This window comes from Rhodococcus oryzae (genome assembly GCF_005049235.1).
Classification (GTDB): domain Bacteria; phylum Actinomycetota; class Actinomycetes; order Mycobacteriales; family Mycobacteriaceae; genus Rhodococcus_G; species Rhodococcus_G oryzae.
On sequence record NZ_SUMD01000002.1, the window covers coordinates 539,738 to 551,979 of the forward strand.

The window sequence follows — 12,242 nt, forward strand, 5'->3', positions numbered from 1 at the left end:
CGTTCTGCTGTGTCTGTCGTCGATCAGGCGCCGTAGCCGGGGGGCATCAGCACCGACTTGAGCTCGCAGTACTCGTCCAGGCCCTCGGGTCCGTTCTCGCGGCCGATGCCGGAGTTCTTGTAGCCGCCGAACGGGGAACCCGGATCGAAGGCGTACCAGTTGATCCCGAAGGTGCCGGTGCGGATCTGCTTGGCGACCTCGAGGCCCTTCTCGATGTCGGTGGTGTAGACCGAGCCGGCCAGACCGTAGTCGGAGTCGTTGGCGATCTTGATGGCCTCCTCGACGCTGTCATAGGGGATCACCGACAGGACCGGTCCGAAGATCTCCTCGCGAGCGATCGTCATCGAGTTGTCGACGTCGGCGAAGATGGTCGGCTCGACGAAGTAGCCCTTCTCCAGGCCGGCAGGCACGCCACCGCCGACGACGAGGCGGGCGCCCTCTTCCTTGCCCTTGTCGATGTAGCCGAGGACCTTGTCTCGCTGCTTGGCGGTGATGATCGGGCCGAGCTGCGCGGCCGGATCGTCCGGCATACCCATCGGCAAGAACCCGACGAAAGCGGCCATGGCCTCGACGATCTCGTCGTAACGCGAGCGCGGCGCCAGGATACGGGTCTGGCCGACGCACGCCTGGCCGGAGTTCATCAGGCCCGACAGCACCAGCATCGGCATGGTTGCCGGCACGTCCATGTCCTCGAGCAGGATCGCGGCGGACTTGCCACCGAGCTCGAGGGAACAACGCTTGAGGTTCTGCGCGGCGATCGCGCCGATCTTGCGGCCGACGGCGCTGCTGCCGGTGAAGGTGATCTTGTCGACGTCGGGGTGCGAGACGAGGTACTCGCCGGTCTCCGCGCCGCCGGGGACGATGGACAGCACGCCTGCGGGCAGACCGGCCTCGGCGAAGATCTCCGCGACGAGGTTGGCGCTCATCGGGGTTTCCGGCGCGGGCTTGAGCACCATGGTGCAACCGGAGATGATGGCGGGCGCCAGCTTGTTGACCAGCAGGAACAGCGGTACGTTCCAGGCGATGACGGCGGCGACGACGCCGACCGGCTCGCGCATGACCTTGCAGACGCCGAACGGTCCGGTGCGCTCCTCCTCCCAGGAGAACGTCTCGGCCAGCGCCGCGAAGCTGTTCATTGTGGCCAGCGTCGGTGTCTTCTGCATGAGTTCGACGCTCGCGCGCGGCGCGCCCATCTCGGCCGAGATCATGGTGCACAGCTCGTCGGAACGCTCCTCGATCAGCTTCGCCGCCTTGACGAGGATCTCGGCGCGCTGCGCCGGGGTGGTCTGCGGCCAGGGGCCGGTCTCGAGTGCGGTGCGCGCGGCGGCGATCGCGGCGTCGATGTCGGCCGGGGCGGCGACCGGGACGCTGCCAACCCGCTCCTCGGTCGCGGGCGAGAACACCTCGAGGCGCTCGTCGGTGGCGGGTGCCACCCACTCCCCGCCGATGTAGAGCTTGTCGTAATCAGTCATGAGTGCTTCCTTGCTGGTCTGTTCGGGGTCCGTCGTGAAAGGGGCAACGCGGGTTACGTCGGGGGTCCTCCTCGGTGAAGGTCGTCCATCAGCGCACCTGCGCCCAGTACGTGTCGTCGAGCATGGCCTCGAGTGCCTTGCGGTGCAGGATCATGTCGTCCGGATCGGCCGGGCGCTCGGACTGGCCGAACGCGATCGCGCGGCTCTGCACCCGGAACATGACGATGGCGTGCCGCAGGGCGGCGTAGAGGCTGTAGTAGTCCAGGTTCTCCGGCTGGTGCTCGGTGAGTTCCCGGTACCGCGCGGCCATGTCGTCGCGGCGCATGAAGTCGGGCAGGCCCGGCAGCCCCGCCATCGTGGTGAGATCCTCGAAGAAGCGGTGCAGGAAGATCATCCACGCGAGGTCCATCTCGCGCGGGCCGATCGCGGCCATCTCCCAGTCGAGCACCGCAACCGGCGTGAAGTCGCGGTACATGACGTTGCCGATCCGGGAATCGCCCCAGCAGAGCACGGCGGGGGAGTCGTCGGCGGGCACGGTCGCCTCGAGCCGGTCGAGGCAGCGCTCGATCAGCGGCGAGCGCGGCCCGTCCGCCGTCGCCCACTCGTAGTAGCCGCGCTGACGGGCCAGGTGCGCCCGGAACGACTCCTCGGCGGTGGATCCCGCCTCGTGCAGTCGCAGGAACGGGAAGTGCTCCAGCGGATCCGGGATCGCGTGCAGCCCGGCCAGGATCTCGACGGACGAGTCCTGCAGGGCGCGGCGCTGCTCCTCGGTGGCCTCGGTGACCCAGGAACCGAAGTTGTAGGGCATCACGTCGGGCGGCACGTCGCCGTCGATCCGCTGCATGACGAAGAAGGGGGCGCCGAGTGGCCCGGCATCCGGCTCGTTCCAGTAGGCCGCGGGGACGGGGACGTCGGACAGTTCGCGGACGGTCTTCATGACCGCGAACTGGGTGCCCATCTCGTAGCTCGGGAAGATCGGCATCGAGGAGGCGCCGGGTTCGACGCGTGCGACCAGTTCGTGCGTGCGGCGGGTACCCGGCTCCGCATCGGCAAGCGGGTCCGTGGCGGATTCGGTCCAGGTCGCGTCGAACAGGATGGTCTCGCTGGACATGCCGTTCGCGGCAGGGAGTCGGACGTCGGAGACCGCGGGGTCGGCGCCGTCGGGCAGCCTGCCCGTCAGCCATTCCTGGAGCTCGCGGCCCAGTTCGGCGGTGTCGCGCTGCGATCCGGTGGGGCGGGCGACCTCGGCAAAGTTCTCGCCGTTGTCCTGGGTGATGTCGGCTGTACTCACGGTGCCCTCATTCGTCGTCAGAGGTGTGGTGAGAAGCACACTAGAACACGTTACAGAACTTCCGGGCGCAAATCAGCCCCCTTTTCGTGTCAGGCTTGAACGAAACCTGGATCCGGCTGATCGCCGAGTGTCAGGGCGCCCGCGCCGATCAGGGTGGCGCGCCCGCCGAGCTCCGCGGGCACGATCCGGAGCCCCCGGGTGAAGGACAGGCCTGCGCGGGCCGCGGCGGCCCGCCGCATCGCTTCCCACATCGGCGGGCCGGACTGCGCGAAACCGCCCCCGACCACCGCAAGGTCCAGGTCCAGCAGCGCGGCGGCGGAGGCGATCGCCACCCCGACCGCGGTCCCGGACCGGCGCAGCGCGGCCAGCGCGATCGCGTCGCCCGCCTGCGCGGACTCCGAGAGCTCGAGCCCGGTCGTGCCCGTCCAGCCCTGTTCGTTCGCCCAACGCACCGACGAGGGTCCGCTCGCCACCGCCTCCAGGCAGCCGATGCCGCCGCACGCGCAGGCGATGTCCTCGGCGCCAGGCACCACGACGTGCCCGATGTGCCCGGCGTTCCCGGTGCGGCCGCCGACGGGCCTGCCGTCGAGCAGTACCCCGCCGCCCACCCCGGTGGAGACGATCATGCCCAGCATGTTGCCGGTCCCGCGGCCCGCGCCGAAGCGGTACTCGCCGAGCGCGGTGCAGGTCCCGTCCATCGCCATCCGGACCGGCACCCCGGGGAACAGCTCGCGGACCGCGTCGACGATCGGGAAGTCGCGCCAGTCGGGGATGTTCAGCGGGCTGACCGTGCCGGCCTCGATGTCGACCGGTCCCGCGGAGGCGATCCCGACACCGGTGATCGTGTGCCCGTCGGCGACCGCGCGCAGCAGCGTCGCGGCGGCGTCCCACACCCCGGTGGCCGGGGTCGGGCTGCGCTTCTCGGCGAGCAGCTCGCCGTCGGGGGAGATCAGTCCCGCCGCGAGCTTGGTGCCGCCGATGTCCAGGGCCAGTCCCGTCATGGCCAAGAAGCGTAGGCGGCTGCGCCGCCCGTGCGCGGTTGACGAGTCCAGACACTCGTCAACCGCGCACGGGCGCGTCAGCGCCTATTTCTTGCGCAGCACCACGACGAGGTTGCTCACCAGCAGTTCGCGCAGGCCGGGGATGCGGACCATCCACCAGGCCCAGCGCGGGTGGTACCGCGGGAACGCCGCGAGCAGTTCGCCGTCCGCAGTCGTGCGCGCCCACCGCAATCCGTCGGCAGCACCGACGTCGAAGAGCGACACCCCGAACCGGTTCTTGGGCTCGCGGCCGTTCTTGCGCGCGTAGCGGCGGGCGGCGTACTCGCCGCCGAACACGTGCCAGGGTCCGGTCTCGTGCCCGCCGAACGGTCCCCACCAGAGGGTGTACGAGAGCACCATCAGCCCGCCCGGCTTGGTGACCCGCAGCATCTCGTCGGCCATCGTCCATGGCTCGGGCACGTGCTCGGCGACGTTGGAGGAGAAGCAGATGTCGACGCTGTCGTCGCGGAACGGCAGTGCCATCCCGGAACCCCTGATCGCCCCGCCGACCGTCAGCCCAGCCGCGTGCATCTCGGTCGGATCCGGCTCGACCGGGATGTAGCGCGCGCCTGCCCGGTGGAAGGCCTCCGCGAAGTAGCCGGGACCGCCGCCGACGTCGAGCACGGTCCGCCCGGTCAGGTCCTGACCGGTCATCCCGGCGTACAGGTCCTCGATCAGCTCCAGCGAATCTCGTGCCAACGCGCCGTAGAAGAGGTCCGGGTCGTCCTGCTCGTGGCGGAAGTCGCCGAGCAGTCCGACGGACCGGCGGAGGGTGGCCCGGCGGGCGAAAATGCGGGTCACGGGAAGGGCGGTCACGGGTAGGAACCATAGCGGCCGCGCCGAGACGCCCGGATCGACGGATCACCGTAGCGGACACGATCGCGCTGCGCAGCGGTTATTGTGTCCTCTTGACCGCCACCCCGCGGCCGTAGCCATCCGAAACAGGAGTTGTGACCGTGCGCGAGGTTCTGCTGTTGTGCTGGCGTGACAGCGGGCACCCGCAGGGCGGCGGCAGCGAGCGTTACCTGGAGCAGGTCGGGGCCGGCCTCGCCGAGCAGGGCATCAAGGTCACGCTGCGCACCGCCCGCTACCGGGGCGCGCCGCGCACGGACACCCTCGACGGCATCGCGATCAGTCGCGGCGGCGGGCGGCTGACCGTCTACCCGCGGGCGCTGGTCGCCATCGCGCTCGGTCGCCTCGGCATCGGCCCGCTCAAGGGCGTACGCCCGGACGCGGTGATCGACACCCAGAACGGCATCCCCTTCTTCGCGCGCGCGGTCGCGGGCGCCCCGGTCACGGTCCTCGTGCACCACTGCCACCGCGAGCAGTGGCCGGTGGCCGGACGGCTGATGGCCCGCGTCGGCTGGTGGGTCGAGTCCACCCTGTCGCCGCGGGTACACCGCCGCAACCAGTACCTGACGGTGTCGCTGCCCTCCGCGGAGGAGCTCACCGCGCTCGGCGTCGACAGGGAACGGATCGCGGTGGTGCGCAACGGCGCCGACTCGGTCCCGCCCGCCGTGCGGATCGGGTCCGACGACACCCGCACCGAACACCCCAGCGTGTGCGTGCTCTCGCGGCTGGTGCCGCACAAGCAGATCGAGGACGCCCTCTCCGCCGTCGCGACGCTGCGCCGCGACACCCCCGGCCTGCACCTGGACGTGATCGGCGGCGGCTGGTGGGAGGAGAACCTCCGGGTCCGCGCGCACGAACTCGGCATCGCCGACGCCGTCACCTTCCACGGGCACGTCCCCGAGGATCGCAAGCACGAGCTGCTCTCCCGGGCCTGGGTGCACGTGATGCCCTCGCGCAAGGAGGGCTGGGGTCTCGCCGTGATCGAGGCCGCCCTGCACGGCGTCCCGACCGTCGGCTACCGCAGCTCGCGGGGCCTGACCGATTCGATCATCGACGGGGTCACCGGGTCGCTGGTCGGCGGCGACGAGGTCGCGGACAGCGACGTCGCGGACCTGACCGAGGCGGTGGAATCCCTTCTGGTGGACGCCGAGCAACGCGCCGAGCTCGGTGAGAAGGCCCGCGCGCGGGCCGCGGAGTTCTCCTGGGCGCAGACCGCGTCCGGGGTGCGCACCGTGCTGTCGGCGTCGGCCGCCGGACGGTCCGTTTCAGGCCTGATCGGCGCGGCCCCGGCCGCGGCGGTCGCGGGCCCGGTGGGCCAGAAGTCCCAGCGCGCTGCCGGCTAGCAGCGCCGCCCACACCAGGTGGGCCGCGACGGAGGCCGCGCGGCGCACGGGGTCGGCGGCGGTGACCTCGACGGGCCCGGCCATCCGGTACAGCGACAACTCCTCGTCGGCGTACACCTCGTCGAGCTGATCGAGCGTGCGGCGCGACTGCCCCAGCGGGCCGGGGGTGCTGTGCTCGAGCAGCACCCACCGCACCCCCAGGTTCGCCAGGCCATCCGCGTCTTCGCCTGCGAGCAGCAGTCGTTCGACGTCGCGGGCCCTGCTGCCCTCGCCCTCGACGGTGCCCTCCGCGACGATCAGTTCGCCGGTCTGCAGCACGTCCTCGGGCAGCATCCGCGGCGCCGGGTCGAGGACAGGGGCGTCGCCGCTGTAGGGGAAGAGCCGGAACATCCCGGCGGGCAGCACCGCGACGTCGCCGCTCTCGTCGGCGGTCCGCAGCTGCGAGGCGACGCGCTCCCAGGACGCCGGATAGTGCACCGGCCGCAGCGCCCCGCCCACCCCCCAGGCCAGGTCGGGCAGTGCGATCAGCACCGCGACGATCCCGACCGCGGCGGCGGCCCCCGTTCGATTCCGTCCTGCTGTCGCCGTGCCGAACACCCGGCCGCCGAGCCGGGCCAGCGCGCCGGCCCCGGCCGCCGCGGCCAGAGCGTAGAACGGCACCGCCAGCGCCACCCACTTCTGGGCGTCGCGGAGCAGCCCGGCGCCGGGCACCCGGGTCGCCGCCCATTCGCCCGCGGTCAGGCCCCAGCCGGTGGCGGCCAGCGCGGGCAGCAGGACCGCCGCGGCCGCGACCACGGCCAGCGCCACGATCACCGGGTTGCCGCGGCGCCGCCACAGCGCGGGCAGCCCGCACGCGACCACCGCCAGCAGCACCGCCGTCCCGACAAGGGCGAAGATCCCGGTCCTGGTCGCCGGGACCGCCGTGGAGTTCCAGATCCCGCCGAGCCCGGCCAGGCTGCCGAGCGTCCCCAGTCCCGGCTCAGCGCGCGCGGCGAACGCCGCCACCCCGGCCGGGTCCGATCCCTGTGCGCCTGCGCCGGAGAGCGCCGTCGCGGTCAGCCACGGCGCCGACGCCGCCACCGCCAGCGCGGCGGTCACCGCCAGCCGCGACCACCGCGCGCCCGCGCCGCCAGGAAGGGCCAGCAACACCGCGGCCAGCGTGGTGGCCAGCAGCGCGCCGGTCGGGGTGAGCCCGGCGGCCGCCAGTGTGAGCCCGAGCGGGCACCACGACCGCGGCGACCACGGGACGGGCGAGCGCCGCAGGCGCAGCGCGGCGAGCACCGTCCACGGCAGCGCCGCGTACCCGGTCAGCAGGCTCCAGTGCCCCTGCAGCAGCCGCTCGGCCACGTACGGGTTCCATAGCAACACCGTCGAGGCCAGCAGCTGCGGACCGAGTCCGGTCGTCGGGAGCAGCGCGGCGACCATCCGGGCGGCACCCCACCCCGCGAGCCACAGCGCCGACAGCAGGATCGCCTTCACCACCAGGCCGCCGTCCACGACCGACGTCAGCGCGGCGATCAAGGCGTCCTGCGGGACCGCGCGCGCGGCGGCGTCCGTCAGCCCCAACGCCGAATCGGTCAGGTACGAGCGCGGGGTGCTCACCGCGTCGCGCAGCAACAGGTAACCAGGGCCGAGCAGCGGCCCGAGGATGAGCGCCGCGAGCGCCAGCGAATACAGCGCGGGAACGGCCCGGGTGAGCCCCGCGGGCCGCGCGATCATGGTCCCGACGATAACGGGTGCGATCATGGGCGGATGACACCTCGCCCCGCCGCCACCTCCGCGGTGGCCGGGATGACGATGGTGACCGTCGGCTCGATGACCGCGAATCTGGCCTCGTACGTGCTGGCCCTGCTCGCCAGCCGCTGGCTGGGGCCGGCCGGCTACAGCGAGTTCGCGAGCCTGCTCGCCGCCCAGTTGGTCCTCGCGGTGCCCGCGCTGGCCCTGCAGACGGTGGTCGCTCGCGAGGTGGTGCTCGGCGACGGCGATGCCGCCCTGCGCGGACTCGGCCGCCGGTGCGCGGTGATCGTCGCAGTGATCGCTGCTGCGCTGGTGGTCCCGGTGGCGGCGGTGCTGGACACCGGGGTCGGTGCGACGGCCGCCGCGCTGCTCACGGCGCCGCTGCTGGTCCTGCTGGCCACCGAACAGGGAATCCTGCAGGGGCGCGGCCGCTTCGGTGAGCTGAGCGTGATCCTGGCCGCCACGGGCATCGCGAAGGTGGTGCCCGCGGTCGCGGCCCTGGCGATCGGCTGGGGGGCGGGCGCGGCGCTGACGGTGGCGGCGATCGGGACCGGCGCGGTGGCGGCGGGCGCCCGGGTGCTGGTCGGCCGCGAGGGCGCGATCGCCGGTGCCGAGCGGGCCGTCCCGGTCGGGGTCGCGGCGGTGCTGCGCGCCTCTCAGGTCCAGCTGGCGCTGATCGCACTGTCCTCGGCGGACCTGCTGCTGACCCGGGTGGTGCTCGACGAGTCGCAGGCCGGGCAGTACGCGCTTGGCGCGGTGGCGACGAAGGCGGCATTCTGGCTGCCCGCCGCGGTCGGGGTGGTGCTGTACCCGCGGATGGCCAGCCCGACGCACTCGGCGCGGGCGGTGCGCTCGGCGCTCGGCGTGCTGGTGGGGCTCGGCGCGGTCACGGTCGCGGGCGTCGCACTGGTCGCGCCGCTGGCGCCGCTGCTGGTCGGGCAGGCCTACGCCCCGGTGCAGGGCCTGCTGTGGTTGTTCGCGCTCGACGGGGCGTGCCTCGCGGTGCTGCAGGGGGCGCTCCTGTCGGCAATCGCCCGCGAGCGCACCCGGCTGGCGCTGGCCGCATGGGCGGCGCTGGCGGTGGAGGTCGTCCTGATCCTGGGCTTCGCATCGACGATCGAGCAGTTGATCACCATCGCGGTGGGCACGGCCGCGCTGGCGGCGGCGGTGGTGAGCGTCGCGGCCCTGCGCGGCGCCGACCGCGCCGCGGAGAGCTAGAGCCGCACCCCGACCGCGGCCAGGCGCCGACGCAGCCGCACCAGGTGACTGCCCGGCCAGTACATCCGGCCGCAGGAACCGCAGCGGCTGAACTCGCGCTGTTCGCGGGCGACGCCTGCCGGTACCAGTCCCGCCGCGAACCGTCTCGGCACCGGGGCGATGGGCCCGTTGCAGCGGGCGCACCGGGTCAGCGGCGCGATCCGCGCATCCAGCTGGAACCGGTCCAGCACCTCTCGGAGCTGCCGACGCGGGTCGGTCTCGTGCAGGAAGGCGCCGCGGCGCAGGGCCGCGCGTTTGAGCAGACCGATGTCGCGGGTCAGTACCGTCCGGTGCTCACTCAGCGAGAGCGCGAGCAACTCCTCGTCCGCGAAGTCGTTGCGGTACAGGCAGTCGAAGCCGAGCAGGCGGAGGTAGGAGGCGAGCCGGCCCAGGTGCACATCGGCCGCGAACAGCGGCTCCCGCAGCGGCAGCGGGCGCAGTCGGGTGAGGCCGTCGAGAGCGAAGCGCTCGAACACGGGGTAGACCGCGACCCGTTCGCCGCCGCGCAGCCGGTGCCCGAATCCGACGGAGTCGCCGTCGACCAGGATCAGGTCGACCTCGGTGTGCGGCACCCCCAGCGACTCGATCCGGTCCTTCACCGTCGGGGTGCCGTCGAAGTCGTGCGGGACGTCGGCCTTGCGCAGCGCGGGCGGCAGGAAGTCGTTCAGCTCCTCGTAGAAGCGGAACTCGCAGCGGTGACGGGACGGACTCATGTGCGCGCTCTCGACTACCGCCCAACCTACGCCCGGCAACGCGAAGGGCCCGCACTCGAGATGAGTGCGGGCCCTTCGCGTTGCGTGCTGAGGCGTGGTGCCTACAGGCGGGTGGTCGGCGGTTCCTGGTCGCGGGTGTCGACGGCCGGGAACTCCTCCGTCTTGTCCGAGGTCCAGTCGTGACGCGGGAACTGCTCGGTCTCCGCGTTGCCGGAGTCGTACGACTCGTGCGCGGGGCCGCTCGGGGTGGTGTCCGCGCCGTTCGCGGTGGCGGGGGTCTTCGGTCCGCTGCCTCCGCGGACTCCGAGGAAGATGCCCGCGATCAGGGAGATCAGGCCGAGGATGCCCAGGATGATCGGCAGGGTGCGGCCGAACATGGACAGCTTGTCCGCGCCGTCCTTGGCCTGGCCGATCTGGTACTCGATGGTGTCCTCGTTGAACGGCAGCGTGGCCTTGATGACCGTGACCTCGGGCTTGTCGGCCGTGCGGGCGTAGTACTGGTACAGCTTCTCCTGGCCCTTGACGACGACGCCGGTGACCGGGTCGGCCCAGATGTCGCGCTCGTTGGCGTACCAGCGGGTCATGGTGACCGGCGCGTCGCCGCCCTCGACGCCCCAGACGGCGGCGGGCAGGGTCAGCTTGTTCGTCGGCGATGCGACGACCTTGGACAGGTCGACCGGCTCCACCGTCTGGTTGTAGTGGTACACCTTCATCCCGTTGATCTCCGTCTCCTCGACGAAGTTGATGTCCTGGGTGGAACGGGCGTTCAGGTCGAAGTACGGGTACGCCTGCTGCTCGGCGTCGAACGGCCACTTGTACTGCAGGCCGGTGTGCTCGACCTCCTCGGCCGGCTTGTCGGGCTGCGTCTGGATCGACCCGATCGGATCCTGGATCGGCATCGAGCTGACCCGGTCAAGGGTGACGGTGTCGACGCTCGCGGTCAGCAGGCCGGTGTCGCCCTGCTTGTCGGTGCGGCGCAGCGTCTGGCCGGCCTGGACGGTGATCTTCTCGGCGTCGGACGGGTCGACGACGGTGACGTAACGCTGGGCGACCAGCGGCACGTTGTTGTTGACGACGGCCTTGCCCGCGGTGAGGGACTTCGAGTCGAGGACGTCGCCGATGCCCTCGGCCACCGTGGTGACCTCGAGATCGAGCGGTGTCTTCTTCAGCTTGCCGACGGTGTACGTCGGGATGAGGAGAGCGGCCGCCAATAGGAAAGCGCCGAGCCCCACCAGGATGCAGGCAAGTGTCCTGCTCGGCCCTGAGCGTCCCGCCATGCTGAATCTCCTTCGTCAATCATTGTCAGCCCGAGGTGCTGCCGTGGGCGGCACCGATCGCAGAGCGTCCGGGTTGCGACACTCAGTGAGCCAGACAGTAACAGTGTCCAGTGTCCGATTGCGCTGGCACGCCGTATTTCCGTGTCATGGCATCCGGGTGTCCTCCTCGGACACGCCGAGGCTGGGGCAGACTGGTCGGCAAATGAGTACCGAGGCTTTCCACCCGCAGCAGGTCGTGTCAGCACCGCGCGGGTTCATCCCCGCGTTGGAGGGCATGCGGGGATTCGCCGCGCTCGGTGTGCTGGTCACCCACGTCGCATTTCAGACAGGCGCGACGGGTGATCCGGTGCTCGGCCGCATCTGGGGCCGATTCGACATGGCGGTGGCGTTGTTCTTCGCGCTGTCCGGGTTCCTGCTGTGGCGCCCGCACGCGGCGGCTGCCCGCGGACTGGGCACGTCCCCGCCGGTCGGGCGGTACCTGCTGCACCGCGCCGCCCGCATCCTGCCCGCCTACTGGGTGGCGGTCGTGCTGATCCTGCTGTTCCTCCCGGAGGCCGGCGGCGGGCTGCAGGTGTGGCTGGCGAACCTCGGCCTTGCCCAGGTGTTCGTACCGCTGACGCTGACCGGCGGACTGACCCAGATGTGGAGCCTGTCGGTGGAGGTGGCGTTCTACGCGCTGCTCCCGCTGATCGCGCTGGCGTTCGTCGGCCTGCGCGGTGTGACCGCGCGACTGCGGGTCCCGGTGCTGCTCGGCGCGGCGGCGCTCAGCCTGGGCTGGGTGTTCCTGCCGGTGCCGACCCCGGACGCCATCCACTCCGACAACTGGCTGCCCGGATACCTGCCGTGGTTCGCGGCGGGCATGGTGCTGGCCGAACTCGCGCTGCAGGTCGACAGCCCGGTGCACCGGCTGGCGCGGAGGCGCGTGCTGATGGCGGCGATCGCGGTGGCCGCGTTCGCGCTCTCGTGCACGGATCTCGCTGGGCCGGAAGGGCTCACGCGCGCCGAGCCGTGGCAGTACTCGGTGAAGATCGCGTTGGGCGCGGTGCTCGCGTTCGCGCTGTTGGCGCCGCTGGTGCTCGGCGACACCGAGAAGCACCGGATCCTGGCGAGCCCGCTCTCGCTGACGATCGGGCGCTGGTCCTACGGGCTGTTCATCTGGCACCTCGCGGTGCTGTCGATCATCTTCCCGGTGTTCGGCATCGTGCCGTTCAGCGGGAGTTTCGTGTTCGTGCTCGTGGTGACGACCTGCCTGAGCCTGGC

9 protein-coding genes and 1 pseudogene are annotated in these 12,242 nt (G+C 71.8%); 3 read left to right on the forward strand and 7 right to left on the reverse strand.

Annotation, left to right across the window (positions count from 1 at the left end; translation table 11 throughout):
• Window positions 1-23: 23 nt before the first annotated feature.
• The 4 genes from FCG67_RS05910 to FCG67_RS05925 form a co-directional block, all read right to left on the reverse strand.
• On the reverse strand, window positions 24-1,472 hold the full coding sequence (locus FCG67_RS05910) for an aldehyde dehydrogenase (RefSeq protein WP_136907956.1): 1,449 nt from the start codon (window positions 1,470-1,472) through the stop codon (window positions 24-26).
• A gap of 88 nt (window positions 1,473-1,560) precedes the next feature.
• On the reverse strand, window positions 1,561-2,763 hold the full coding sequence (locus FCG67_RS05915; protein ID WP_136907958.1) for a phosphotransferase family protein: 1,203 nt from the start codon (window positions 2,761-2,763) through the stop codon (window positions 1,561-1,563).
• 89 nt (window positions 2,764-2,852) lie between these two features.
• Window positions 2,853-3,764 (reverse strand): ROK family protein, encoded by a 912-nt coding sequence (locus tag FCG67_RS05920; protein WP_136907960.1) that lies wholly within the window; start codon window positions 3,762-3,764, stop codon window positions 2,853-2,855.
• 84 nt (window positions 3,765-3,848) lie between these two features.
• A complete protein-coding gene (locus FCG67_RS05925) occupies window positions 3,849-4,604 on the reverse strand; it encodes a class I SAM-dependent methyltransferase (protein ID WP_136908149.1) in 756 nt (251 codons plus the stop codon).
• A 155-nt stretch (window positions 4,605-4,759) separates the two neighbouring features.
• On the opposite strand from FCG67_RS05925, the gene FCG67_RS05930 reads away from it, so the two are divergent.
• On the forward strand, window positions 4,760-5,998 hold the full coding sequence (locus FCG67_RS05930) for a glycosyltransferase family 4 protein (protein WP_136907962.1): 1,239 nt from the start codon (window positions 4,760-4,762) through the stop codon (window positions 5,996-5,998).
• Here FCG67_RS05930 and FCG67_RS05935 read toward each other — a convergent pair.
• Window positions 5,921-7,744 carry an MmpA family trehalose lipid delivery protein gene (locus tag FCG67_RS05935; protein ID WP_425467796.1) on the reverse strand — a complete coding sequence of 608 codons (1,824 nt, stop codon included), beginning with the start codon at window positions 7,742-7,744 and terminating at the stop codon, window positions 5,921-5,923. The two genes, FCG67_RS05930 and FCG67_RS05935, sit on opposite strands and share 78 nt — an antisense overlap.
• Window positions 7,745-7,750: 6 nt before the next feature.
• Here FCG67_RS05935 and FCG67_RS05940 point away from each other — a divergent pair, with 6 nt between their 5' ends.
• A complete protein-coding gene (locus tag FCG67_RS05940; protein ID WP_136907964.1) occupies window positions 7,751-8,953 on the forward strand; it encodes a polysaccharide biosynthesis protein in 1,203 nt (400 codons plus the stop codon).
• Here FCG67_RS05940 and FCG67_RS05945 read toward each other — a convergent pair.
• Complete coding sequence (locus tag FCG67_RS05945) at window positions 8,950-9,705, reverse strand: Mut7-C RNAse domain-containing protein (protein ID WP_136907966.1); 756 nt, start codon at window positions 9,703-9,705, stop codon at window positions 8,950-8,952. The genes FCG67_RS05940 and FCG67_RS05945 overlap by 4 nt on opposite strands.
• 101 nt (window positions 9,706-9,806) lie before the next feature.
• Window positions 9,807-10,982: a cell envelope lipid trafficking protein PgfA gene (gene pgfA, locus FCG67_RS05950; RefSeq protein ID WP_136907968.1), complete on the reverse strand. Its 1,176-nt coding sequence runs from the start codon at window positions 10,980-10,982 to the stop codon at window positions 9,807-9,809.
• 202 nt (window positions 10,983-11,184) lie between these two features.
• On the opposite strand from pgfA, the pseudogene FCG67_RS05955 reads away from it, so the two are divergent.
• Window positions 11,185-12,234: pseudogene (locus FCG67_RS05955) on the forward strand (acyltransferase family protein); the annotation flags it as partial.
• Window positions 12,235-12,242: the final 8 nt, after the last annotated feature.